This window comes from Pseudorhodoplanes sp., from assembly GCF_035565795.1.
Classification (GTDB): Bacteria; Pseudomonadota; Alphaproteobacteria; order Rhizobiales; family Xanthobacteraceae; genus Pseudorhodoplanes.
The window spans coordinates 14,930-36,646 of the sequence record NZ_DATMRV010000010.1 but is presented as its reverse complement, the minus strand read 5'-3'; the positions used below and the strand labels follow the sequence as shown (position 1 = coordinate 36,646).

24 protein-coding genes and 1 pseudogene are annotated in these 21,717 nt (G+C 63.0%); 5 read left to right on the top strand and 20 right to left on the bottom strand.

What is annotated here, in order from left to right:
• Positions 1-467, bottom strand: a pseudogene (locus VNZ93_RS00915) (4-hydroxyphenylpyruvate dioxygenase); the annotation flags it as partial.
• Positions 468-590: 123 nt separating this feature from the next.
• Between VNZ93_RS00915 and VNZ93_RS00910 the strand changes: the two are divergent.
• Entirely contained in the window at positions 591-1,067 is a 477-nt protein-coding gene (locus tag VNZ93_RS00910) for an Lrp/AsnC family transcriptional regulator (protein WP_325698736.1), read from the top strand.
• Positions 1,068-1,103: 36 nt separating this feature from the next.
• On the opposite strand, the gene VNZ93_RS00905 is transcribed toward VNZ93_RS00910, so the two are convergent.
• The 7 genes from VNZ93_RS00905 to paaN all read right to left on the bottom strand — a co-directional run bounded on the left by VNZ93_RS00905 (position 1,104) and on the right by paaN (position 7,771).
• On the bottom strand, positions 1,104-1,805 hold the full coding sequence (locus VNZ93_RS00905; protein WP_325698733.1) for an ABC transporter ATP-binding protein: 702 nt from the start codon (positions 1,803-1,805) through the stop codon (positions 1,104-1,106).
• Positions 1,792-2,580, bottom strand: a complete 789-nt coding sequence (locus tag VNZ93_RS00900; RefSeq protein WP_325698730.1) for an ABC transporter ATP-binding protein — start codon at positions 2,578-2,580, stop codon at positions 1,792-1,794. Before VNZ93_RS00900 ends, VNZ93_RS00905 begins: the two co-directional genes overlap by 14 nt.
• On the bottom strand, positions 2,577-3,518 hold the full coding sequence (locus VNZ93_RS00895) for a branched-chain amino acid ABC transporter permease (protein WP_325698727.1): 942 nt from the start codon (positions 3,516-3,518) through the stop codon (positions 2,577-2,579). The genes VNZ93_RS00900 and VNZ93_RS00895 overlap by 4 nt, the downstream gene beginning before the upstream one ends.
• A 1-nt stretch (position 3,519) precedes the next feature.
• Positions 3,520-4,392 carry a branched-chain amino acid ABC transporter permease gene (locus tag VNZ93_RS00890; RefSeq protein ID WP_325698725.1) on the bottom strand — a complete coding sequence of 291 codons (873 nt, stop codon included), beginning with the start codon at positions 4,390-4,392 and terminating at the stop codon, positions 3,520-3,522.
• 7 nt (positions 4,393-4,399) lie between these two features.
• Positions 4,400-4,849, bottom strand: a complete 450-nt coding sequence (locus tag VNZ93_RS00885; RefSeq protein ID WP_325698722.1) for an endonuclease domain-containing protein — start codon at positions 4,847-4,849, stop codon at positions 4,400-4,402.
• 69 nt (positions 4,850-4,918) lie between these two features.
• Positions 4,919-6,070: an ABC transporter substrate-binding protein gene (locus tag VNZ93_RS00880; protein ID WP_325698719.1), complete on the bottom strand. Its 1,152-nt coding sequence runs from the start codon at positions 6,068-6,070 to the stop codon at positions 4,919-4,921.
• A gap of 39 nt (positions 6,071-6,109) precedes the next feature.
• Entirely contained in the window at positions 6,110-7,771 is a 1,662-nt protein-coding gene (paaN, locus tag VNZ93_RS00875; protein ID WP_325698716.1) for a phenylacetic acid degradation protein PaaN, read from the bottom strand.
• A 181-nt stretch (positions 7,772-7,952) separates the two neighbouring features.
• Between paaN and paaG the strand changes: the two genes are divergently transcribed.
• Genes paaG through VNZ93_RS00855 form a run of 4 tightly spaced genes read left to right on the top strand, consistent with a single transcriptional unit; the run spans position 7,953 to position 11,128 of the window.
• Entirely contained in the window at positions 7,953-8,750 is a 798-nt protein-coding gene (gene paaG / locus VNZ93_RS00870) for a 2-(1,2-epoxy-1,2-dihydrophenyl)acetyl-CoA isomerase PaaG (protein WP_325698713.1), read from the top strand.
• Positions 8,751-8,752: 2 nt separating this feature from the next.
• Positions 8,753-9,187, top strand: a complete 435-nt coding sequence (gene paaI, locus VNZ93_RS00865; protein ID WP_325698741.1) for a hydroxyphenylacetyl-CoA thioesterase PaaI — start codon at positions 8,753-8,755, stop codon at positions 9,185-9,187.
• 4 nt (positions 9,188-9,191) lie between these two features.
• Positions 9,192-10,502, top strand: coding sequence for a phenylacetate--CoA ligase PaaK (paaK, locus tag VNZ93_RS00860; RefSeq protein ID WP_325698710.1), 1,311 nt, complete (start codon positions 9,192-9,194; stop codon positions 10,500-10,502).
• Positions 10,502-11,128 carry a TetR/AcrR family transcriptional regulator gene (locus tag VNZ93_RS00855; RefSeq protein ID WP_325698707.1) on the top strand — a complete coding sequence of 209 codons (627 nt, stop codon included), beginning with the start codon at positions 10,502-10,504 and terminating at the stop codon, positions 11,126-11,128. Before paaK ends, VNZ93_RS00855 begins: the two co-directional genes overlap by 1 nt.
• 89 nt (positions 11,129-11,217) lie before the next feature.
• Here the strand turns inward: VNZ93_RS00855 and paaE are convergent, their stop codons facing one another.
• The 12 genes from paaE to VNZ93_RS00795 form a co-directional block, all read right to left on the bottom strand.
• Positions 11,218-12,297, bottom strand: a complete 1,080-nt coding sequence (paaE, locus tag VNZ93_RS00850; protein WP_325698705.1) for a 1,2-phenylacetyl-CoA epoxidase subunit PaaE — start codon at positions 12,295-12,297, stop codon at positions 11,218-11,220.
• 7 nt (positions 12,298-12,304) lie between these two features.
• Complete coding sequence (paaD, locus tag VNZ93_RS00845) at positions 12,305-12,817, bottom strand: 1,2-phenylacetyl-CoA epoxidase subunit PaaD (RefSeq protein WP_325698703.1); 513 nt, start codon at positions 12,815-12,817, stop codon at positions 12,305-12,307.
• Entirely contained in the window at positions 12,811-13,569 is a 759-nt protein-coding gene (paaC, locus tag VNZ93_RS00840; RefSeq protein WP_325698700.1) for a 1,2-phenylacetyl-CoA epoxidase subunit PaaC, read from the bottom strand. The genes paaD and paaC overlap by 7 nt, the downstream gene beginning before the upstream one ends.
• Before the next feature lie 147 nt (positions 13,570-13,716).
• Positions 13,717-14,004: a 1,2-phenylacetyl-CoA epoxidase subunit PaaB gene (paaB, locus tag VNZ93_RS00835; RefSeq protein ID WP_325698697.1), complete on the bottom strand. Its 288-nt coding sequence runs from the start codon at positions 14,002-14,004 to the stop codon at positions 13,717-13,719.
• Between the two features lie 5 nt (positions 14,005-14,009).
• On the bottom strand, positions 14,010-15,011 hold the full coding sequence (paaA, locus tag VNZ93_RS00830; protein ID WP_325698694.1) for a 1,2-phenylacetyl-CoA epoxidase subunit PaaA: 1,002 nt from the start codon (positions 15,009-15,011) through the stop codon (positions 14,010-14,012).
• A gap of 148 nt (positions 15,012-15,159) precedes the next feature.
• Positions 15,160-16,059 carry a PaaX family transcriptional regulator C-terminal domain-containing protein gene (locus VNZ93_RS00825; RefSeq protein WP_325698691.1) on the bottom strand — a complete coding sequence of 300 codons (900 nt, stop codon included), beginning with the start codon at positions 16,057-16,059 and terminating at the stop codon, positions 15,160-15,162.
• Between the two features lie 83 nt (positions 16,060-16,142).
• Positions 16,143-16,763, bottom strand: a complete 621-nt coding sequence (ureG, locus tag VNZ93_RS00820; protein WP_325698688.1) for an urease accessory protein UreG — start codon at positions 16,761-16,763, stop codon at positions 16,143-16,145.
• Positions 16,764-16,765: 2 nt separating this feature from the next.
• A complete protein-coding gene (locus tag VNZ93_RS00815; protein WP_325698684.1) occupies positions 16,766-17,167 on the bottom strand; it encodes a hypothetical protein in 402 nt (133 codons plus the stop codon).
• 14 nt (positions 17,168-17,181) lie between these two features.
• Positions 17,182-17,835 carry an urease accessory protein UreF gene (locus VNZ93_RS00810; RefSeq protein WP_325698738.1) on the bottom strand — a complete coding sequence of 218 codons (654 nt, stop codon included), beginning with the start codon at positions 17,833-17,835 and terminating at the stop codon, positions 17,182-17,184.
• Between the two features lie 271 nt (positions 17,836-18,106).
• Positions 18,107-18,613 carry an urease accessory protein UreE gene (locus VNZ93_RS00805; protein WP_325698681.1) on the bottom strand — a complete coding sequence of 169 codons (507 nt, stop codon included), beginning with the start codon at positions 18,611-18,613 and terminating at the stop codon, positions 18,107-18,109.
• 156 nt (positions 18,614-18,769) lie between these two features.
• Entirely contained in the window at positions 18,770-20,482 is a 1,713-nt protein-coding gene (gene ureC / locus VNZ93_RS00800) for an urease subunit alpha (protein ID WP_325698678.1), read from the bottom strand.
• Between the two features lie 17 nt (positions 20,483-20,499).
• On the bottom strand, positions 20,500-21,690 hold the full coding sequence (locus VNZ93_RS00795; RefSeq protein WP_325698675.1) for a patatin-like phospholipase family protein: 1,191 nt from the start codon (positions 21,688-21,690) through the stop codon (positions 20,500-20,502).
• Positions 21,691-21,717 lie beyond the last annotated feature (27 nt).

The window sequence follows — 21,717 nt, the reverse complement described above, 5'->3', positions numbered from 1 at the left end:
CCAGTCCAGACGAAGTCGACATCCCAGATCGATCCCTTCTCGCCATAGCGATCGACGAAATAAAGAAGCGAGCCGCCAATGCCCTTGATCGCCGGGATTGCAAGCTCCATCGGGCCGACGCTGGTCTCACCCGGCTCGGCGCCAAGTGACAGCGCACGCTCATAGGCCTTCCTGGCATCGACAACGCGGAACGCCATGGCGCAGGCGCAGGGGCCGTGCTCGGCCGCGAAGCGCTGCGCGAAGGAATCCGGCTCGGCATTGACCACGAAATTCACGTCGCCCTGACGCCAGAGCTGCACGTTCTTGGAGCGGTGCTTCGCGACCAACGTGAAGCCCATGGTCTCGAAAAGGTTGCCGAGCTTCTCGGGCTCCGGATGGGCATATTCGACGAATTCGAGGCCGTCGGTCCCCATCGGGTTCACGTCGGATATCGTGGCGGCCGGCGCGTCATGCGGAAACGGACCCATGGCGGTCTCCTGTGCGAAGAGGCGTTTTCCCTCCCCCTGAAGTAGCCGAAACCGGCCGCAAATATCGTGCAAAGTTGGCGATTTATACTTATTATGCGCACGGTTCATGCGCACAGCAATTAAATGACGCACAACTCTCTCACGCTGGACGACGCTGACCTGAAGCTCCTGTCTGCCCTGCAGGACAACGGCGCGCTGACCAATCAGGAACTGGCGGACGCCGTGCGGCTATCGCCGTCGCAATGCTCACGACGCCGCCAGCGCCTCGAACAGGCCGGCGTCATCCGCCGCTATCGCGCCGACCTCGATCCGGGCCTGCTCGGCTTCGGGATTACGGTTTTCATCTTCGTCGCGCTGGCCACTCATTCGCGCGACAACGCTCGTCGCTTTCGCGATCTCGTGACGACGCTCGCAACGGTGCAGGAAACGCACGCGCTGACCGGGGACTCCGACTATCTCCTGAAAGCCATCGTGCCCGACCTGCGCGCGCTGTCAGCTCTGGTCAACGACGTGCTGCTGCCGCATGAAGCGGTCGAGCGGGTGAAGTCGAGCATCGTGCTGGAAACGCTGAAGGACGACGCGCGACTGCCGATCGGGTGATGCCGTCATCCGCGGCGGCGCGTCATCGGGAAGCGGTCACATGCCGAGATAGGCTTCCCGCACGCGCTTGTCGTTCAGCAACTCGCGGCCGCTGCCGGCATGCGAGATGCGGCCGGTTTCGAGTACGTAGCCTCGGTCGGCAATGGCGAGCGCGGCATAGGCATTCTGCTCGACCAGCAAGACCGTGATGCCCTGCCGCTTGAGGCCTGCAACGATGGAAAAAATCTGATCGACCAGAATGGGAGCAAGACCCATCGACGGCTCGTCCAGCAACAGCATTTTCGGACGCGCCATCAGCGCCCGGCCCATCGCCAGCATCTGCTGTTGCCCGCCGGACAGCGAGCCCGCGGCAATCGTCCGCTTCTCCGCCAGCACTGGAAAGGTCGCGTAAACGCCCTCAATGTCGGTCGCGACCTCGGAATCCTTGCGCGACCAGGCACCGAGCTTCAGATTGTCCTCGACCGACAGCGGCGCGAATACCTGACGGCCTTCCGGCACCTGCGCAATGCCGCGCGTCACACGCAGATGCGGCGCGACGCGATCGATCGGTTCGCCGAGAAAGCGGATCGATCCGCCGGACACCGGCTGCACGCCGGATATGGCGCGCAACAATGTGGTTTTCCCGGCGCCGTTGCTGCCGACCAGCGTGACGATCTCGCCCTGCTTCACTTCCAGCGATAGGCCGTGCAGCACCTCGATCCGGCCATACCGGCTCGAGAGGTTGTCAATGACGAGCATCGGCCCCCTCCTCGCTGGCATGGGCGCCGAGATAGGCGGCAACCACGGCGGGATTGGCGCGGACCTCCTGCGCGGACCCTTGCGCAAGCGTGCGGCCCTGATCGAGCACGTGAATGCGGTTCGATATCTTCATTACGAGCTTCATGTCGTGCTCGACCAGCACGACGGTGATGCCCTGTGCCGCAATCTTCTGGATCACGGCATCAACTTCCGCAGTCTCGACCGCATTGCAGCCGGCCGCCGGCTCGTCGAGCAACAGGACCTTCGGTTCGGCCGCGAGCGCGCGTGCAATCTCCAGCCGCTTCAATGCACCGTAAGGCAACTCACCCGCCGCGCGATTGCCGAGCTTGCTGAGACCGACCAGCGCCAGCAATTCGTCCGCCCGCCTGCGGGACGCCCGATTTTGCAGCACCACGCTCGGAAGGCGGAACAGATGCGCAAGCACGTTGTGATTTTCGTGCAGATGACGCCCCACCATGACATTTTCGAGCGCGGTCATGCGGAAGAAAATCTGAAGATTCTGGAAGGTGCGAGATAAGCCGCGCTGCGCCAGAATATGGGCGGGGAAATTTGTGACGTCCTGTCCGTCCAGCAGCACCTTGCCGCGCGGCGCGCGATAGAGGCCGGAGATCATGTTGAACAGCGTGGTCTTGCCGGCGCCGTTCGGACCGATGATCGCGAAGATCTCGCCTGCATTCACGCTGAGCGAAACGTCATCCACGGCGCGCACGCCGCCGAAATCGATGCCAAGTCCCTCCGTCGACAGCACGCTCATGACGCGCTCCTGCGGAAAAAGGTTGCGATACTCGGCACGATGCCCGCGCGCAGGAAGATCATGCAGACGATCATGATCGCGCCAAGCGCGATATGCTCGTAGTCGTGAAACACGGTCAGCATCTGCGGCAGGATGGTCAGGAGCGCCGCCCCGACGATGCTGCCGAAGATCGAGCCCAGGCCGCCGAGCACCGCCATGGCGACGAACTCGATCGACCGCATAAAGCCGGCGGTCCCGGGCGTCACCAGCCCATCGAACAGCGCGAGATAGGCGCCGGCGATTGCCGTGTAGACGGCCGACAACACGAACGCGATCAGCTTGTAGCGCGCGACATCGACGCCCAGCACGCGCGAGGCGACCTCGCTGTCATGGATCGCGCGCAGTGCACGGCCGGTGGGTGAGTCGATCAGGTTGGCGGTGAGCAACGTCGCCAGCACCAGCGTGACTCCGGAAATCCAGTACCATGCCTCCGAGCCGCGCGCGCGCCAGCCGAACAGGATCAGCCGCGGGACCGGCATGCCGTCCGGGCCGCCGGTGAAGCGCGCCTCGTTGGTGAAGACCATGGCGATCAGGATGCCCATGCCGAGAGTCGCGACCGCCAGATAATGGCCCTTGAGCTTGAGGATCGGGCGGCCGATCACGAAGGCGAGCGCGCCGGCAACGACGATGCCGATGATGAACGCGATCCAGGTCGGCACCGCAAAGTGGGTCGGCAGCACCGCCACCGCATAGGCACCGATCCCGAAGAATCCGGCATGGCCGAGGCTGACCTGTCCGGCGAAGCCCATCAGTAGATTGATGCCGAGGACAGCGATGCTGAAGATAAAGACGAGCGCGGCGACCCGCAGGTAGAAGCTCGTCGGCACGATGTAAGGCAGGGCAGCGACGATCGCAGCCACCAGCAGCACAACGCCATATCTGGTCAGAAGGCTCGGCATGTCAGACGCGCTCGATGCTGGCTTTGCCGAACAGCCCCTGCGGCATGACGAAGAGAACGCCGAGGATGACCAGGAACGCGACCGCATCCTTGTAGGCAGACGAGACGTAACCGGCTCCGAAAGTCTCCAGCAGGCCGACCAGAAGCCCGCCGACCACGGCGCCGACCGGATGCCCCATGCCGCCGAGCATTGCGGCGGCAAAGCCCTTCAGCGCCAGCAGCGTGCCGACCTCGTAATTGGTCAGCGTGATCGGCGTGACGAGAATGCCACCGATGGCGCCGATGGCGGCGGAAATCGCAAAGGAGACGCCGACGATCGCCGCGGTGTTGATGCCGACGAGCCGGGCGGCGAGACGATTCGCGGCAGTGGCGGTCATCGCCTTCCCGGTCATGGTCCTGGTCGCGAGTGCCCAGAGTGCGATCACAATCACAAGCGTCCCACCGAGCACGATCAGGCTTTGCGGCAGGATGGTCGCGCCCCCGATGCGGATCGGATCGGCGCCGGCGAATGGCGGATAGGAGTGATAATTCTTGTCGAACACCACCGAGGCAACGCCACGCAGGAAGATCGACGCGCCGAGCGTGATGATGATCAGCGTGACGGGCGATGCGCCTTTCGCCGGCTCGATCGCAAGCCGATGCAGCAATACGCCCACGACAACGGCAACAACAAGCGCGATCAGTGCGGCTAGCGGCAGCGGAAAGCCCGCGGCGACCGCAAAGAATGTGACCATGCCGCCGATCATCACGAACTCGCCCTGGGCGAAGTTGATGACGTCGGACGCGTTATAGATGAGGGTGAAACCGAGCGCGACCAGAGCGTAGATCGCACCGACCGTCAGGCCGGAAAAGGTGAACTGGAGAAACTCGGGCATGCGTCGATCACGCTCCGCTGCTTGCGACTCCCCTCCCCCCGCGCAGCGGCGGGGAGGGGTCGGGGGTGGGGGGCGGTGCGGCCGGAGCGGACGCCAATGCATCGGCAATCACGGACAACACCCCATCGATGTTTGTCAGCACATCGTTGTTCCAGAAACGCAGAATACGGTAGCCCTTTGCCGCGAGATAAGCATCGCGCTTCTGATCGATACGCATCTGACCTGCTTGATTATGCTGACCACCGTCGAGCTCAATGACGAGTCGCAACGCGTGGCAGGCAAAGTCAACAAAATACGGACCGATCGGAGCTTGTCGCCGGAAGTGAGATGTCTCCGGCGAAAGACGCTTTAGCTGCGACCACAGCTTGCGCTCCGACGCTGTGACAGCAACTCGCAAGCGACGCGCTTGCGGGACGCGCAGATCGCGACGCCGGCTCAGTTCGAGCTCGTTACTCATCCCCCCACCCCCGACCCCTCCCCGCCACTCGCTTCGCTCGCGTGGGGAGGGGAGAAGGGAGCTTACGCGTTAGTTCACCAGCGTCCAGTCGCCGTTCTTGATTTCCAGCATACGGAAGGCTGTCAGATCGAGACCCATGTGATCGGTCGGCGACATATTCACGACGCCGCCGGTGCCGATGAAGCCCTTGGTCTTCTCGATCTCGTCGCGCACCTTGGCCTTGTCCGGACCGCCCGCGCGCTTCATCGCCTCGACCAGGATCATCAGGCCGTCATACATGTGCCCGCCGAAGGTCGAGACTGGCTGGCCGGTCTTGGCCTCGTAGGCGGTCTTGTAGGCCATCACGACCTTCTTCTGCGGGTCACCGTCGGGAAGCTTGTCGGCGACGAGGAGCGCAGCAGCCGGAAGACGTACGCCCTCGGCAGCCGCCGGCGTCGCGAGTTCGATGAACTGCTTCGTGCCGACGCCATGGCTCTGGTAGAGCGGGAACGGCACACTGAGCTGCTTGTAGTTGCGGGTCACGATCGCCGGTCCCTGGCCAAAGCCCGGATTGATCACGGCCTGCACGCCGGCCTTGTTCTTGATGTTGGTCAGCTGAGCGGTCATGTCGTTGTCCGCCGGCTGATAGGTCTCTTCATGCAGGATCTCGATGCCGTATTTCTTGTTCACAGTCAGGCACTGATCGCGCATCGACTTGCCGAAGGCATCGGCGCCGGAAATCATCGCAATCTTGCTGAAGCCGCGCTTTTTCATATCCTCGAAGATCTTTTCGCAGGCCATGAGATCGGTATGCGGCGTCTTGAAATTCCACTTCTTGGCCGGGAAAGCCGCCTGCACGGCGCCGGCGAAATTGATCATCGGGATTTCCGCCTCCTCGGCGAGCGGAATCATCGCCATCGCGCTCGCGGTCGTCGACCCCGCGAGCAAGGCGTCGACCTTGTCCTGCTCGATCAGACGGGTGGCGAAAGTGCGCGCATTGTTCGGGTTCGACGCATCGTCATAGATGATCGCTTCGACCTTGCGGCCGTTGATGCCGCCCTTCGCATTGATATCGGCGACGAACATCTCGAGCGTCCGCTTCTCGGGGTCACCGAGGAACGACGCGCCGCCGGTCGCGGACAGCACCGCACCGATCTTGATCGGCGCCTGCTGCGCCGGTGCGAGCGAAACGGACAGCGCCATGGCCGCCGCGGTCGCGAGCAGTTTCACTGGAAGCCTCATACTTATCCTCCCTTGTATCTTCTCTTGGATATTCTTCGATCAGGCTGCTTTCTGGCGTCGCATAGGTGCGACACGGAAACGATTGGCCACGAAGGCCGAGTCGGTCAGGCACGCATTTCCGGCCGGGTTGGCACCCGACACATGGTAGTCTGAAAACGCTGCGGACTGATTGACATAGATGCCGCCGGTCAGGTTCACCGACAATGCGACACCTGCGCGCGCGAAGGCGTCCGCGGCCTTGTCGATGACGGCATCCTGCGTCGAATAGAGCGATGCGGTGATCGCGCCCTTGCGCCGCGCCGACTGCGACGCGAGCGTTATCGCTTCCTCGGTCGATTCCGTCCGGATCACAAACGCGATCGGCCCGAACCGCTCCTCGCCCCACATGCGGTCGTCCTTTGCATCGACGGCAAGGAGAAGCGGAGAGGCGGTGCGCGCGGTCTCGAATCCGGCGATCGGAACCGGCGCGGAGTCGCGTACGATGCGACCTAGTTTGCGGGCGCTCTGCACGCGTTTGGTGGTCGCTTCGTTCTGAACGGTGCCGAGAATGTTGGCGGCACGGTCCGGATCGCCGAGCAGCTTGTCGATTGCGGTCGCGATACCGGCCGCGACGTCGTCATAGCTCTTGTGCCCGTCATTGGTCTCGATGCCACCCGCCGGGACGAAGATATTCTGCGGCGCAGTACACATCTGTCCGGAATAGAGCGACAGCGAAAACCCGATGTTGCTGCACATGCCGCGGAAATCACTCGTCGAGTCGATCACGATCGAATTGATCCCGGCCTCCTCGGTGAAGACGAGATCGGTCGCCGCATTCTCGCGGACCCACTGACCGAAGGCGGGCGAACCGGTGAAATCGACGATAGCTATGCCCGGGTGCGCCGCAAGGTCCTGCGTCACCGGCGCATCGGCCTCATCCGCTGCCAGCATCAGCACATTTGGATCGAAGCCTGCTTCCTTCAACACGTCGCGGCCGATCCTCACGGTGATCGCGAGCGGCAGGATCGCGCCGGGATGCGGCTTCACGATCACGCTGTTGCCGGTCGCGAGGCTTGCAAAGATCGCGGGATAGCCGTTCCAGGTCGGAAAGGTCGCACAGCCGATGACGAGCGACACGCCGCGCGGCACGATACGGAACACCTTGTCGAGCACGATCGGCTCGCCCTTGCCCTGCGGCTTGGTCCAGTTCACCGCCTGCGGCACGCGGGTCATCTCGTCATAGGCATAGGCAATCGCTTCCAGCGCGCGGTCCTGCGCATGCGGACCGGCGGCCTGGAACGCCATCATGAAGGCTTGCCCGGTCGTATGCATTGCGGCATTCGCGATCAGGAAGCTCTGCCTGTTGATGCGATCGACAATCTCGAGGCACACGCCGATGCGATCCTGGATCGAGGCGCGTGCCCAGGCATCGCCGGCCTTCATCGAAGCATCGATCAGTGCGTCAGGATCGGAAGCCGGATAGGTGATGCCGAGCGCGATGCCGTAAGGCGAGATTTCGCGGCCAACCTGTCTGGTCGCGCTCTGGCCGAGGTCGAATGGCTTGCCGAGCATCGCCTTGAACGCGGCTTCGCCATCGGCCTTCGCGGTTTCGCCGTAGATCTTGCCGCTCGCGATTTCCGGATAGGCGCTCCAATAGATGCGCGTGCGACAGGCCTCGACCGCCTGTTCGAGCCGCGCACGATGCGCCTCGAAGAAACTCATGCCTTCCTCCCGCGGATGCTTGGGCCGTTATCAAACTCGGCCGCGTTGACACCCGAATATCCGATCCATATTAGTTATCCGACCGGACGGTCAGTCAAGTGTCTTTAGCCGGATCATTTGGCCGCGACCGTGAAGCAGAGCCAGAGCGCATCAATGCGCCGGGATTTGGGAGGAGCTGCGAATGGACGAGAGTCCCATTCTCGTCGACAAGCGCGTCGGTTATCGCGTTATCACTCTGAACCGGCCGCAGCGACTGAATTCTTTCACCGAAGACATGCACGTCGCGCTGAAGAAGGCGCTCGACGACACTGAGGCCGATCCGGCGTGCCGTGCGCTGATGATCACCGGCGCAGGACGCGGTTTCTGCGCCGGCCAGGACCTGAACGACCGGCTCGCAAAGCCAGGCGAAAAGATCGTGCTCGGCGGCACGCTCGAGCAATATTACAATCCGCTGATCCGAAGACTGCGCGCGCTGCCCATTCCGGTCGTCGCGGCGGTCAACGGTGTTGCCGCAGGCGCCGGCGCCAATCTCGCCCTCGCCTGCGACATCGTGGTGGCAGCAAAGTCCGCCACGTTCCTGCAGGCCTTCGCAAAGATTGGGCTCGTTCCGGATTCGGGCGGCACCTGGTTTCTGCCGCGGCTGGTCGGTCCGGCCCGCGCGCGCGGCCTTGCCTTGCTCGCCGATCCGCTGCCTGCCGAAACGGCCGAGAGTTGGGGCCTGATCTGGAAAAGCGTTCCCGATGAGGAACTGATCGGCAGCGCGAATGAGTTGTGCGAGCGCTTTGCATCGGGGCCGACCTACGGCTTGTCGCTGATCAAGCGCGCGCTCGATGCATCGGAGACCAACGATCTTTCCACCCAGCTCGATCTCGAGCGCGATTTTCAACGCAGCGCCGGTTCCAGCCCGGACTACGCCGAGGGCGTGAATGCCTTCATGGAAAAGCGCAGTCCGAAATTCACCGGCGAAAAGGGCTCGTGACGATGGACGCCGCTGAAACCGCGCGCGCCTGCGCCGAGGCGATGTGGGCGGAGGATTCCGCGAGCAAAGGCCTCGGGATGCAGTTGATCTCGGTCGAACCCGGCCGCGCCGTGCTGGCGATGACGATCACCGAGAAGATGGTGAATGGTCACAACATCGCACATGGCGGATTCATCTTCACGCTGGCGGATTCGACATTCGCCTTCGCCTGCAACACCTACAATCAGCGCACGGTCGCGCAACAATGTGCGATCACCTTCATTGCGCCCGGAAAACTTGGCGATCGCCTCATCGCCAAGGGCGTGGAGCGCAACCGGGCCGGCCGATCGGGCATCTATGACATCACCGTCTCGCGCGACGACGGCACGGTGATCGCGGAATTCCGCGGTCACTCGCGCACCATCGAAGGCACGCTGCTCCCCGCCCAGAAGACATAGAGCCATGGTCGACGCATCCTACAAGCCTTACGGGCTCGAACCGATCGAAACGGCGTCGCGCGACGAGATTGTCGCGTTGCAGACCCAGCGCCTCGCCTGGTCGCTCAAGCATGCCTATGACAATGTCGAGGCCTACCGGAAGAAATTCGATGCCGCCGGTGTGAAGCCATCGGACTTCAGGCGGCTCGAAGATATCGCGAAATTTCCGTTCACCACCAAGGCGGACCTGCGCGAGAACTATCCGTTCGGAATGTTCGCGGTGCCGCAGGACAAGATCGTCCGCATCCACGCCTCGTCCGGCACCACCGGCAAGCCGACCGTTGTCGGCTATACGCAGAACGATATCGACAACTGGGCGAACCTGATGGCGCGCTCGATCCGCGCCTCTGGCGGCCGTCCGGGCATGAAGGTGCATGTCGCCTATGGCTACGGGCTGTTCACCGGCGGCCTCGGCGCGCATTACGGCGCGGAGCGGCTCGGCTGCGCGGTGATCCCGGTGTCAGGCGGCATGACCGAACGGCAGGTCCAGCTGATCTGCGACTTCAGGCCGGACATCATCATGGTCACGCCAAGCTACATGCTGGCGATCCTCGATGAGTTCCGCGCCAAGGGCATCGATCCGCGCGAAACCTCGCTCTCGATCGGAATCTTCGGTGCCGAACCCTGGACCAACCAGATGCGCGGAGAGATCGAAGAAACCTTCGCGATGGACGCGGTCGACATCTACGGCTTGTCCGAGGTGATGGGCCCGGGCGTTGCGAACGAGTGCGTCGAAACGAAAGACGGGCTGCATATCTGGGAGGACCACTTCTATCCGGAAGTGATCGACCCTGAAAATGGCACCCCCCTGCCGGACGGCGAGAAGGGCGAGCTTGTTTTCACCACGCTGACCAAGGAAGGCCTGCCGGTCATCCGCTATCGCACGCGGGATCTGACGCGCCTTCTGCCCGGCACGGCGCGCACGCACCGGCGCATGGAGAAGGTCACCGGCCGTTCCGACGATATGATGATCATCCGCGGCGTCAACGTGTTCCCGACCCAGATCGAGGAATTGCTGCTGCGCTGCTCCGGGCTATCGCCACACTACCTGATCGAGCTGACGCGCGAGGATCGTCTCGATGTCGCGACGCTGCTCGTCGAGGCACGGCCGGAATTGCACGGCGCGAGCGGCCGCGAAGCCGAGGCGGCGTCGCTCGCGGCCCATATCCGCAACAACATCGGGATCGGCATGAAGGTGGTGGTCGGCGATCCCGGCGCGGTCGAGCGCTCCGCCGGCAAGGCTCGTCGCGTGGTCGACAAGAGGCCGAAGGACTGATGGCCCGTCCTCGCTCCGCCGATCACGACATCAAGCGCCGGGCAATCCTTGATCGCTCGGCGGAGCTGTTCGCGCAGAACGGCTACGACCGGACCTCCATGGCGGAGGTGGCATCGGCGTGCGGCGTGTCGAAAGCGCTGCTCTACCATTACTACGTCAGCAAGGAGACGTTGCTGTTCGACATCCTCAGCGTTCACCTGCAGGAACTGCTCGACGCCGCGCAGGCCGTCGATCGCTCGATCCCGCCACGTGAACGGCTGCGCGCGCTGGTTGGCGCCCTGCTCGACGCCTACCGCCACGCGGATCAGCAGCACAAGATCCAGATCAACGAGATGTCGAAACTGCCGCCCGAAAAACAGAAGGCGCTGATCGCAATGGAGCGCGATCTGGTCGCGGTGTTTGCCGCAGCGATCGGCGATGTCCTGCCGGCGATCGGGCGCAGCAAGAGCCTGCTCAAGCCGGTGACCATGTCACTATTCGGGATGCTGAACTGGCACTACATGTGGTTTCGCGAAGGCGGCACAATGAGCCGCGAGGACTACGCGGATCTTGCAACCACCGTTCTGGTGGAAGGTGCGCAGGCCCTGGCCGCACCCGCGCCAACGAAGGCGCGACAGCGCGCCTGACGTATTTTCGCTTTTCGCGAAAATACGTCACGTTTTTGCGTTGACGCGTCTTCCTGACGCGAACCGGTGTCCATCAGATCGAAAACGCCTTAAACCTCGTCGTAATCGACGACGATTTCCTTCGTCAGCGGCCGCGCCTGACAGGTGAGCACATAGCCCGCTTCCATTTCCCATGGCTCGAGCGAATAGTTCAGCGCCATGTCCACCTCGCCGGAGACGAGCTTGGCCCGGCAGGTGCAGCACATGCCGCCGCGACAGGAATACGGCATCTCGATCCCGACGCGCTCGCCCGCATCGATCACGGTCTCGCCTTCCATCATCGGAATATCGTAGGCCGAGCCGTGCAGCGTGATGCGCGCATGCGCAACCGGTGTTTCCGCGGCCGCCGCTCCGTGAGACACCCGGCGCGGCGCAACCGGCACGCCGTCGGTCGAGAAATACTCGATGTGGATATTGCCGGGCGGCGTGCCGAGACGCGTGAGGGACGCCTTTGCATCCTCGATCATCGCACCCGGCCCGCACAGAAAGGCGTGGTCGATCTTGCTCGCAGGCGCGAACGACTTCAGCAACGTGGTGATCTTGTCCCCGTCGATGCGGCCGTTGAACAGCTCGATATCCTGGTGCTCACGCGACAGAACGTGATGCACGACCAGGCGGCCGAGGAAACGATCCTTCAGGTCCTCCAGCGCCTCCTTGAACATGATGTCCTTGGCGGTGCGATTGCCATAGATCAGCATGAAGCGGCTGTTCGGCTCGCGTGTCAGCACGCTGCGCAGGAGCGACAGGATCGGCGTGATCCCGGATCCCGCCGCGATTGCGAGGTAATTCCGCGCCGCTGTGGCGTCGGGCATGACGCCGAACCGGCCCTGCGGAGTCATCACCTCGATCAGGTCGCCCGGCCGGATGGCCTCGTTGCACAGGGTCGAGAATACGCCATCCGGGACCTTCTTTACGGCGACACGCAATTCACGATCGTCCAGCCCTGCACAGATCGAATAGGAGCGACGAATGTCCTGTCCGTCGCAGTCGCGCCGCAGCGTCAGATGCTGGCCGGGATGGAAGCGATAGTCGTCCGCCAGTTCCGGCGGAACGGCAAACGCAATCGACACCGCATCCGGCGTCTCGCGCCGCACTTCGGCGACCTTCAACTTGTGGAACGCGACGGCCATGGGCGCCTCATATACACTTGAAGTAATCGAACGGCTCGGCGCAGGCCTTGCAGCGCCAGAGCGCCTTGCACGATGTCGACCCGAATTCCGAAATGCGCTCGGTATTGGCGGATCCGCACCGGGGGCACGCGACTTGGTCTTCGCCGAACAGCGCACGACGCGACGCCTTTCCGGCCGGCGGCGCGATGCCATATTCCTTGAGCTTCGTTCTGCCCGCATCGGTCATCCAGTCCGTCGTCCAAGCCGGCGACAGCACCGTCTTGATGCGCGGCATGAGGAAGCCGGCCTCTTCCAGCGCGAGCTCGAGATTGAGCGCAATCAGGTTCATCGCGGGGCAGCCGGAATAGGTCGGCGTGATCGTCGCTTCGATGTGACCATCGACAATGTCGATGTCGCGCAGCACCCCGAGATCGGCGATCGACAGGACCGGGATCTCCGGATCGACCACCGCCTCCGCCGCCTTCCAGGCACGCGCGACCTGCTCGCGCGGATCAATCGCGGTGGCTGTCGCGGTCACCACTTTGCCCCCGGATAGGTGCGTTGCAGGAATTGCAGCTCGGTCAGGATGTAACCGAGGTGCTCGGAGTGACGCCCGCTGCGGCCGCCACTCTGCATGTAGCCGTCGCGGGGACGCGTAAGTGCTGCTTCTTCGAAGACATGGTCGAGCGTGTTCGACCAGCGCTTCTTCACGCTCATGGGATCGACGGCAATGCCCTTGTCGATCAGCGCGCGTTCGATCTGGTCGGATTCGAACAATTCACCGGTGAACGGCCAGAGTTCATCCAGCGCGTTTTGCGCGCGACGATGGCTCTCGTCCGTGCCGTCACCCAGCCGGATTGTCCATTCGCCGGTGTGCCGCACGTGATATGCCATTTCCTTCACGGCTTTCGCTGCGATCGCGGCGAGCGTCTCATCCCTGGAGCGCGCCAGCGCTTCGAAATAGGGATGCGCGAAGGCGGAATAGAGCAAATGCCGGACAATTGTCTGCGCGAAATCGCCATTCGGCTGCTCAACCAGCAAGACGTTACGCCACGCGCCTGCATCACGCAGATAAGCCAACGCATCCTCGTCGCGGCCCAGCCCCTCGATCTCGCCAGCATAGGTATAGAACGAACGCGCCTGCCCGATCAGATCGAGCGCAAGATTGCCGAGCGCGAGATCTTCCTCCAGCACCGGCGAATGCCCAACCCATTCCGACACGCGATGTCCAAGGATGAGCGCGTTATCGGCGAGCCGCAGCGTATAGGCGAAGAGCGGGGTTTCTGTCGGCATTTGGTTTCGCCTTTCTGCCCGCCTCCCCCGCGAGCGCACCGAGTGGCGGGGACGGGTCGGGGGTGGGGGAATTCCGAAAGCCCCCACCCCGACACACACTTCGTTCGTGTCGACCCGCCCCACCGCTTTGCGGGGGGTGGGTTGAAATCACATATGTCCAACTTCGTCCGGCACCTCGTAGAAGGTCGGATGCCGATAGATCTTTGATGCGGTCGGCTCGAACAGCGTATCCTTGTCGGCCGGATCGCTGGCCGTGATCGACGACGACGGCACCACCCAGATCGACAGTCCCTCACCGCGCCGCGTGTAAACATCGCGCGCATTCTGCAGGGCCATCTCGGCGTCCACCGCATGCACGGAGCCGACATGGCGATGCGCAAGCCCAGTGCGGCTGCGAATGAAGACTTCCCAAAGCGGTATGTTCTGTTCGGTCATGGTGCCTACTCCGCCGCCTCGCGCATTGCCGCTTCGCGGCGCGCCTTGCGTTTTTGTGCGTATGCCAAGGCCGCCTCGCGAACCCACGCGCCGCTAGCGGTCGCGTCCCGACGCTGCTTCATGCGCTGTCGGTTACAAGGGCCATCGCCCGAAATAACGCGCTTGAACTCGGCCCAGTCGATCTCACCGAACTCCCAGTGCTTCGTCTCTTCGTTGAACTTCAGATCGGGGTCCGGGAATGTCAGCCCGAGGTAATGCCCCTGCGGCACCGTGGCATCGACGAATTTCTGGCGCAGTTCGTCGTTGGTGAAGCGCTTGATCTTCCAGCCCATCGACTTGTCGGTGTGCTGCGAATCCTTGTCGGACGGACCGAACATCATCAGCACCGGCCACCACCAGCGATTCAGAGCATCCTGCGCCATCGCCTTCTGCTCCGGCGTGCCGTCGCGGCAGAGCGCGACCATGATCTCGTAGCCCTGCCGCTGATGAAAGCTTTCTTCCTTGCAGATGCGGATCATCGCGCGCGCATAGGGCCCGTATGAGCAGCGGCAGAGCGGGATCTGATTCATGATCGCGGCGCCATCGACCAGCCAACCGATGATTCCGATGTCCGCCCAGGTCAGCGTCGGATAGTTGAAGATCGAGGAATATTTCTGCTTGCCGTTGAGCAGTTGCTCGACCAGTTCCTCGCGTGAGACGCCGAGCGTTTCGGCCGCTGCGTAAAGATATGCGCCGTGACCGCCTTCGTCCTGCACCTTTGCGAGCAGCGCGGCCTTGCGCTTCAAAGACGGCGCACGGGTGATCCAGTTGCCTTCCGGATGCATGCCGACGATTTCGGAATGCGCGTGCTGCGCGATCTGGCGCACCAGCGTCTTGCGATACGCCTCCGGCATCCAGTCATTCGGCTCAATCTTTTCCTCGGCGTCGATACGCGCCTGGAAACGCGCTTCGCGAACCGGATCTTCCGCAACATGGGCTTCGCGTGTGTTCAGCGATTGCGTGTACATGCCGCGTCCTCTCGCTCGTCCCTAGGAAAGCGTTTGCGCCGCCGGGTTGGTTCCCGATCTTGCTTCTTACACCACCTATAATATTACGAAATATTGGATCGTCAATATTTTTTGTAATATTAAGATCGTCTAATGCCAATCGATTGATCTAACTAGAAAATCGACTGTGGAAACCGTCCCCCGGCGGAGGCAACAGCCCATCCTCAGCGCGGGCTCGGTCGTCCAGGAACCGCTCGGACGGCGCGACAAGAGCCGCGTAAATCTTGGCCGCGAGCGCTCGGGCCGCCTGCCCGCTCCAGTCATCCGGCAATAGATCATGCGGCAGGCCGGGATCGCGCAGCACGACGCGCCGGAAATCGTGGATCAGCAATGTGCGAGCGATGAGTGCGTGCTCTTCCGCGAAGGGCTTGTTCGTCAGCGCATCGGCGAGCGGCGAGAACTGAGCGATGAAATCGCGATAGCCCTGTGAGACGTCATTCAGCCGGAAGGCGCTTGCCGCAAGCGCGCGACGATCGTCAGGCCGCGGAGTCATGACGAATATCCCCTCGCGCTCCACAGGATCGGGCGGAGCATCGAGGCCAACGTGGATCACGGGCGAGATCGCAGCATAGCCTGCAGCCGACAATGCGCTCCGGAGCGCGGCCGGGTCCCTGGCATATGGCGCGATGACCACGACCTGCATCTCGCCCGGCTGGATCGGCACGCCGGAATAGATGCGTTGCGTCGCCTGCAAGAACTCGGATTCACCGCCTTTCGTCAGCCGGTAATAGCTAGAGCGCCCGCGCTTGGTGCTGGCAAGCCATCCATCGGACGACAGCCGCGACACGGCGGTGCGTACATGTCCGGCATCGATCCCGAACAGCGCCATGATCTCGATCAGCGAACCGATCCAAAGCGATCCGCCCCGCGGCACGATCGCGTCGCCGTAAAGCGTGACGATCAGCGACCAGATGCGCGCGGGCTTGCGCGCATGGAATTGCTTGAGAAGCGTGGCGATGGGATCTTTGGTCGTCATTCCGGCCAGGCGAAAGCGAGAGCCGGAATCCATAACCACATTTTCCGATTAATTGCACATCCGGCAATGGATTCCGGGTTCGCGGCCGAAGGCCGCGCCCGGAACGACCAGGATACTCAATGCCCCAGCCCACCTTTCTCCTCGATGAAGCGGGCAATCTCGTCCACGCCCCTGCCTTCCCGCATGTTGGCGAACACGAACGGACGCTGTCCGCGCATCTTTCTTGCATCGCGATCCATCACGTCGAGCGAGGCGCCGACATAGGGTGCCAGATCAATCTTGTTGATCACGAGGAGATCCGAACGCGTGATGCCGGGGCCGCCTTTCGAGGGGATCTTGTCGCCGGCGGCGACGTCGATCACGTAGATCGTGAGGTCGGCGAGTTCCGGCGAAAAAGTTGCTGCGAGATTATCGCCGCCTGACTCGATCAGCACGAGGTCAAGATCCGGAAAGCGCTTGCGCATGTCGGCGACCGCGGCGAGGTTGATGGAAGCATCCTCGCGGATCGCCGTGTGCGGACAGCCGCCGGTCTCGACACCCGCAATGCGTTCAGGCGCGAGCGCACCGGACCGCACGAGGTATTCGGCATCCCACTTGGTGTAGATGTCGTTCGTGATCGCGGCGATGTCGAAGCGCTCGCGCAGCCGCTTGCACAGAAGGTCCATCAGCGCGGTCTTGCCCGACCCGACCGGACCGCCGACCCCGACCCGCAGCGGGCCGTTTGGATTCTTGCTCATGCTCACTTCACCGGTTTCCAGGTCCAGCGGAAATTCGTTTCCTTGAAGCTGTCCGCGCGTTTCGGGTTCGCTCGCTTCATGTCGCCGATCGGGCGCTTGCCGGCGTCGAAATACATGCGATCCGCCCGGATGACGATCTGCCGTTTTCCGATATCACATTCGTATGGCGCGGCACGCGCGCCGGAGAGTTCAGTCCATTGATTGGCGTGCCGAAAGCCGGTGCAGACGACGCCATCAACCTTCAGGCCGTTCTTGTTCAGTTCGTCATTGATTTCCGCCACCAGCTTGGGATCGGCCTTCACCGCCTCCAGCACGTCGTCGAGACCCAAGCTGCCGCCGCCCTGTGCCGTTGCGGCTCCGGTTCCGAGAACGGCCAGGACACTGGCCAAAACCCATGCTTTCATGTTGCACCTTCGGATCATGACCTGAACAATCTTGTATATTGTGTTTCGTGGCACATCGAAGCGAGATCGGCACGCAGGGCCGCTCCCCCGATGTCGTCGAGCGACGCCTTCAGCGCGCGCGCCGCGGTCGCTGCGATCACGCTTTCCATCGCGGCCAGCACGCGCTGGCCATCGGTCTGTCCGAGCGGGATCAGGCGCACGCCTGCGGAAATCCAGTTCGCCGACAGCGCATGTAGAAAGGCCGGCAATGCCGTTTGGACAGCAATGCCGTGACCGGCGCACGCAGCTCCAACCGCGACCGGGTAAGCGATCGGTCCGTCGAAGGTCTTGCAAAGGAGATCGACCGCAGCGCATGGCCACGCCGCACTCACCGCGGCAACGAAAGCGCGGCCCTGTGCGGTCGTTTCGAGATGACGCTCCTTTGACGGCGAAAAGGCCGCCGCAAGTTCAGCAACGTCGTGCAACGCGCCCGTATTGCCTTCGACAATCGCGCGGTGCGTATGCGTGAGCAGCACCCCATCGCAGAAGCCGGCGCCGTCGCTCATCATCACGGATAGCCAGTCGGTGAGCGTCGCGGCGTTGCCGATATCGCCCGCCTCCACCGCCCACTCGATGCCGCTCGAATAGGAAAAGGCACCGACCGGGAATGACGGCGAGAGCCAGGCCATCAGGCGGTAGAGGTTGGCGGTTTCACTGCCTTTGCCGGCGGGGATCAAGGGGAGCGTAGCGGTCTCTCGGTCCTCCCCTCCCTCCCCCCGCGAAGCGAATGGTGGGGAGGGGTCGGTGGGTCTATCAACCGGCCCCCCACCCCGACGCTCGCTACGTTCGCGTCGACCCTCCCCACCGCTTCGCGGGGGGAGGGAAACAGAAGAGCGCCTTCGCTCGCCGTCCGTTTTCGCGAGCGGCAAGTTCTTCCCCTCACCGGTCAAGTTCCTCCTCTCACCGGTCATGATCATGACCGTGGTGGTGGTGATGGGGATGATCACGGTGCGCGTGGCCATGCCCGTGCCCATGAGCGTGCGGCACCGTCGCCTGCGGATCGAACGGCGCTTCGATGGCGATCACCGCCGCGCCAAGCCCGCGCAGCATGTCCTCGAGCACATGATCGCGCCGGATGCGGATGCGTTCGCCGACGATCTGCACATCGGTGTGACGGTTGCCGAGATGCCAGGCGAGACGCACGAAGTCGCGCGGCGACGACGCCGCTATCTCCGCCAGCGGCTCGGGCAGACCGCTGACCAACACCACCGAACCATCGTCCAGCACCAGACCATCGCCGTCGCGCAGCATGACCGGCTTGTCGAAATCGAGCAGCAGCTTCGTGCCGCTCTCACCGGTCAGCACGATACGTCGACGCTGGCGGTCATCCGCGTCGAGGATGACGCGGTCGACCGCCGAAGCGATGTCCCATCCGCCCGTGGGAATGATCCTGGAAACGCGATGCATGTCTTCTTTCTTACCCTCTCCCCTCAAGGGGGAGGGTGGCGAGTGCAAGCAATAGCGAACACGAGCCGGGTGAGGGGTCAACGTCCATCCACTCCCCCCTCACCCACCCCTTGCTTTGCTCGGGCACCCTCTCCCTCAAAGGGAGAGGGGAAAAGATCAAAACAAAAAGTAGCGCTGCGCCATCGGCAGCACATCGGCGGGCTCGCAGGTCAGCAATTCACCGTCCGCCCTCACCTCATAGGTCTCGGCATCGATATCGAGCTTTGGCGTTGCGCCGTTATGGACCATGCTCTTCTTGGAGATGCCGCCGCGCGTGTTCTTCACCGCGACCAGTTCTTTCTGGATACCGAGTTTCCGGCCGAGCCCGGCACGAACGGCCGCCTTCGATGTGAACACCACCGATGACGCCGTGAGCGCACGCCCGAACGCGCCGAACATCGGCCTGTAGTGGACCGGCTGCGGCGTCGGGATCGAGGCATTCGGATCGCCCATCTGCGCCGCGACGATGCTGCCGCCCTTGATGATGCAGTCCGGCTTCACACCGAAAAAGGCCGGCGACCAGAGCACGAGATCGGCCATCTTGCCCTTCTCGATCGAGCCGATGATATGCGAGACCCCGTGCGCGATTGCAGGGTTGATCGTGTATTTCGCGATGTAGCGCTTGGCCCGCACATTGTCGTTGTCGCCCTTTTCCTCCTTCAGCCGACCACGCTGCCGCTTCATCTTGTCTGCGGTCTGCCAGGTCCGGATGATGACTTCGCCAAGCCGGCCCATCGCCTGACTGTCGGACGACATCATCGAGAGCGCACCGATGTCGTGCAGGATGTCTTCCGCCGCAATCGTCTCCTTGCGGATGCGGCTTTCCGCGAAAGACAGGTCCTCCGCGAGCGACGGATCGAGATGATGGCACACCATCAGCATGTCGAGATGCTCATCGATGGTGTTGCGGGTGAACGGGCGGGTCGGATTGGTCGATGACGGCAGAACATTCTTGAGGCCAGCGACCTTCATGATGTCGGGCGCATGGCCGCCGCCGGCACCTTCGGTATGGAAGGCATGGATGGTGCGGCCCTTGAATGCCTTGATGGTGTCCTCGACGAAGCCGCTTTCGTTCAGCGTGTCGGTATGGATCATCACCTGGACGTCATGGTCGTCGGCGACGCTGAGACAATTATCGATCGCGGCCGGCGTCGTGCCCCAGTCCTCGTGCAGCTTGAGCGCGCAGGCGCCGCCCTTGACCATCTCCTCCAGCGCGGCCGGACGCGCGGCATTGCCCTTGCCAGCAAAGCCGAGATTGACCGGGAACGCATCGGCGGCCTGAATCATGCGGGCGATGTGCCAGGGCCCCGGCGTGCAGGTGGTGGCGAAGGTGCCGTGCGCGGGGCCAGTGCCGCCGCCGAGCAGCGAGGTCACGCCCGACATCAGCGCGTCATCCACCTGCTGCGGGCAGATGAAGTGGATATGCGTATCGAACCCGCCGGCGGTGAGGATCTTGCCCTCCCCTGCGATCACCTCGGTGCCGGGGCCGATGATGATCGTGACATTCGGCTGCACATCCGGATTGCCGGCCTTGCCGATCGAATGGACCTTGCCGTCCTTCAGGCCGACGTCAGCCTTGACGATCCCCCAGTGATCGAAGATCAGCGCGTTGGTGATGACGGTGTCGACTGCGCCCTGCCGGTTGGTCAGTTGTGACTGTCCCATACCGTCGCGGATCACCTTGCCGCCGCCGAACTTCACCTCCTCGCCGTAGGTGGTGAAGTCCTTCTCCACCTCGATGATGATGTCGGTATCGGCGAGGCGCACGCGGTCGCCGGTCGTCGGACCGAACATGTTGGCGTAGAGGTAGCGCGAGATTTTCGTCGACATGGCGGCTCCAGACGGACCTAATGTGTCGGTTGTGGCTGTTGGCGTGACGCGAGCTCCGGTTCGGCTCCCGGACCGGATCCAAGGCTTGCAAAGATCGGCGACAGGCAGGTGCGGGCGATGCGGTAGCCCTCCTCCCGCCGGCGGTGCACGGTCGCGCGCGAGAAGTCCCGCAGCCCGTATTGACCATCGGACTCATGCTGATCGCCTATCGCGCCGCCCCTGTCCTGGACGCTCTGCACGTCAACATCGACGATATGGATCGCCTTGCACCGCCGCGCGCGCTCAATGCGCGTATGCAGCTCGGCGCTGATCTCGCCCGGCGGAACGCGCGCAGCCAGCTGTTCGATGGTTTCGATCAGGTCGTTGACGCGCTCGGCCGCCTTGCGGTCCTGCCGCATGTGATTGCCGAAGCTCAATTCGTGCATCCGGTCCTCGACATCGGCGAGCGAACGCGGCCTGCGCGCGCGGAGCGGATAGAGGTTGAGCACGACCAGCACGCGCTCGACATCGGCGTCGCTGGAAAACGCATCGATCGCGTCTCCCAGCGGCGCATTGTCGACGAGACCGCCGTCCCAGTAGAACTGCCTGTCAATCTCGGTCCACGGAAATTGCGGCGGCAAGCTGCCGCTCGCCATCACATGCTTGGGCGTGATGTGGCTGGGATCGTCCGAACCGAGCCTGTGATTGCAGAAGCGCTTCAACTCGCCGCTCTCGACATTCACCGCCGTAATCACGAGGGTCGTCTCGCTGCGATTGATGGCCGCGAAGTCGACATGCCGGTTCAGCGTCCGAAGCAGCGGGCGCGTGTTGTAGTAAGCGGTCCAGGTGCCGAAGCCGACCAGGTCGAAGCGCGGCAGATAAAATCCCGGAAGACCGAACAGCGAGAGGTCGCGCTGCGCCTCCTTCGGCCAGAAGTCCGGCGCGCTCAACGTAAGATCATCCCACAAGCCGTTCAGACGACGCCGAGCGTCCTTGCGATCGTGAGAACCGACCACACACGCTGCATTGATCGCACCGATTGACACACCACTCACAGCGCGCAATGTGGGGCAGCGTCCTGCGGCTTCCGCTTCATCCATCAATTCGAGCAACGCACAAACGCCACCGCATTCATAAGCACCGAGCGCGCCGCCGCCCTGCAGCACGATACCAATCTCGATCCGCTTTGCGGCCGCTCCAAACATCCGCTCAACCTGCTTTGCCGGCATGCAATTTCCGGCTCGTCTCAAATTTAG

Coding starts and splice junctions, on each gene's coding strand:
- VNZ93_RS00910 (WP_325698736.1), top strand. CDS start 591: ATGACGCACAACTCTCTCACGCTGGACGACGCTGACCTGAAGCTCCTG.
- VNZ93_RS00905 (WP_325698733.1), bottom strand. CDS start 1,805: ATGCTCGTCATTGACAACCTCTCGAGCCGGTATGGCCGGATCGAGGTG.
- VNZ93_RS00900 (WP_325698730.1), bottom strand. CDS start 2,580: ATGAGCGTGCTGTCGACGGAGGGACTTGGCATCGATTTCGGCGGCGTG.
- VNZ93_RS00895 (WP_325698727.1), bottom strand. CDS start 3,518: ATGCCGAGCCTTCTGACCAGATATGGCGTTGTGCTGCTGGTGGCTGCG.
- VNZ93_RS00890 (WP_325698725.1), bottom strand. CDS start 4,392: ATGCCCGAGTTTCTCCAGTTCACCTTTTCCGGCCTGACGGTCGGTGCG.
- VNZ93_RS00885 (WP_325698722.1), bottom strand. CDS start 4,849: ATGAGTAACGAGCTCGAACTGAGCCGGCGTCGCGATCTGCGCGTCCCG.
- VNZ93_RS00880 (WP_325698719.1), bottom strand. CDS start 6,070: ATGAGGCTTCCAGTGAAACTGCTCGCGACCGCGGCGGCCATGGCGCTG.
- paaN (WP_325698716.1), bottom strand. CDS start 7,771: ATGAGTTTCTTCGAGGCGCATCGTGCGCGGCTCGAACAGGCGGTCGAG.
- paaG (WP_325698713.1), top strand. CDS start 7,953: ATGGACGAGAGTCCCATTCTCGTCGACAAGCGCGTCGGTTATCGCGTT.
- paaI (WP_325698741.1), top strand. CDS start 8,753: ATGGACGCCGCTGAAACCGCGCGCGCCTGCGCCGAGGCGATGTGGGCG.
- paaK (WP_325698710.1), top strand. CDS start 9,192: ATGGTCGACGCATCCTACAAGCCTTACGGGCTCGAACCGATCGAAACG.
- VNZ93_RS00855 (WP_325698707.1), top strand. CDS start 10,502: ATGGCCCGTCCTCGCTCCGCCGATCACGACATCAAGCGCCGGGCAATC.
- paaE (WP_325698705.1), bottom strand. CDS start 12,297: ATGGCCGTCGCGTTCCACAAGTTGAAGGTCGCCGAAGTGCGGCGCGAG.
- paaC (WP_325698700.1), bottom strand. CDS start 13,569: ATGCCGACAGAAACCCCGCTCTTCGCCTATACGCTGCGGCTCGCCGAT.
- paaB (WP_325698697.1), bottom strand. CDS start 14,004: ATGACCGAACAGAACATACCGCTTTGGGAAGTCTTCATTCGCAGCCGC.
- paaA (WP_325698694.1), bottom strand. CDS start 15,011: ATGTACACGCAATCGCTGAACACACGCGAAGCCCATGTTGCGGAAGAT.
- VNZ93_RS00825 (WP_325698691.1), bottom strand. CDS start 16,059: ATGGATTCCGGCTCTCGCTTTCGCCTGGCCGGAATGACGACCAAAGAT.
- ureG (WP_325698688.1), bottom strand. CDS start 16,763: ATGAGCAAGAATCCAAACGGCCCGCTGCGGGTCGGGGTCGGCGGTCCG.
- VNZ93_RS00815 (WP_325698684.1), bottom strand. CDS start 17,167: ATGAAAGCATGGGTTTTGGCCAGTGTCCTGGCCGTTCTCGGAACCGGA.
- VNZ93_RS00810 (WP_325698738.1), bottom strand. CDS start 17,835: ATGGCCTGGCTCTCGCCGTCATTCCCGGTCGGTGCCTTTTCCTATTCG.
- VNZ93_RS00805 (WP_325698681.1), bottom strand. CDS start 18,613: ATGCATCGCGTTTCCAGGATCATTCCCACGGGCGGATGGGACATCGCT.
- ureC (WP_325698678.1), bottom strand. CDS start 20,482: ATGTCGACGAAAATCTCGCGCTACCTCTACGCCAACATGTTCGGTCCG.
- VNZ93_RS00795 (WP_325698675.1), bottom strand. CDS start 21,690: ATGCCGGCAAAGCAGGTTGAGCGGATGTTTGGAGCGGCCGCAAAGCGG.